This is a genomic window from Candidatus Magnetaquicoccus inordinatus (assembly GCF_004217665.1).
Taxonomy (GTDB): Bacteria; Pseudomonadota; Magnetococcia; order Magnetococcales; family Magnetaquicoccaceae; genus Magnetaquicoccus; species Magnetaquicoccus inordinatus.
The window spans coordinates 1-1,009 of the sequence record NZ_RXIU01000539.1 but is presented as its reverse complement, the minus strand read 5'-3'; the positions used below and the strand labels follow the sequence as shown (position 1 = coordinate 1,009).

Annotated in this window: 1 protein-coding gene; it reads left to right on the top strand. The window is 54.3% G+C overall.

Annotated features, from left to right (window positions below; all coding sequences use genetic code 11):
* Nucleotides 1–282 precede the first annotated feature (282 nt).
* On the top strand, nt 283–1,009 hold a 727-nt coding region (locus tag EJP87_RS17120), incomplete at its 3' end, for a UDP-N-acetylmuramate--L-alanine ligase (protein ID WP_227657769.1).

Here is a 1,009-nt window from a genome sequence, read left to right as displayed (position 1 = left end):
GGTCATGAAACCGTGCAAATCACCGCCGAGGGCAACCATCCCTTTGATGACGGCGCAATCGCACGACACCATCTGGCAAAGCTCGGTTTTACAGAAACAGGCTGATTCCAGGGTAGGGTCATGGCCTGCCCACACTCTCCGATGATTCTCCCCCACCCCGTCAGGGGATCATTTTCACCCTTGCAATCGGTTAACGAAAGGTGCAGTGTCATGCCTCCGGGATGCCGCCCTGCTGGCGGTCTATTGTGGCGTGTGATTGGCCTGTGAAAGTGGTGAAGCGCAATGTACGAAAAGATCCGCAAACTCCATTTTGTCGGTATTGGTGGCATTGGCATGAGTGGAATTGCCGAAGTGCTGCTCAACCTGGGCTATCGGGTATCCGGTTCCGATTTGACCGATAATGCCTCTGTGCAACGTCTGCGTGGCATGGGCGCCACTATTTATATCGGCCATGCCGAACACAATGTGGCAGATGTCGATGTGGTGGTCCACTCCTCCGCCGTGACCCGTGACAACCCAGAATTGGCAGCCGCACGTCGTCTGCGCATCCCCATTGCCCGCCGGGCTGAGATGCTGGCCGAGTTGATGCGCATTAAATATGGCATCGCCATCGCAGGCACCCATGGCAAAACCACAACCACCTCCATGGTGGCCACTCTGCTGGGGCGAGCAGGCATGGATCCTACCGTAGTCAACGGTGGGATTGTCAATGCGTTCGACAGTAATGCCCGTTTGGGCCATGGTGATTTTATGGTCACCGAAGCCGATGAAAGCGATGGCTCCTTTTTGAAGCTCTTTCCAATCATCGCAGTGGTCACCAACATGGATCCTGAACATCTGGACCATTATGGAACCTTCGATGCCATCCGTCAGGCATTTCTCAGTTTTGTCGAAAAAATTCCTTTCTATGGCTTGGCGGTTCTCTGTAACGATCATCCAGAGGTGGCAGCACTACTGCCCCGCTTGACCGATAAAAGGGTGATTACTTATGGCTTGCAGGATGGTGCCG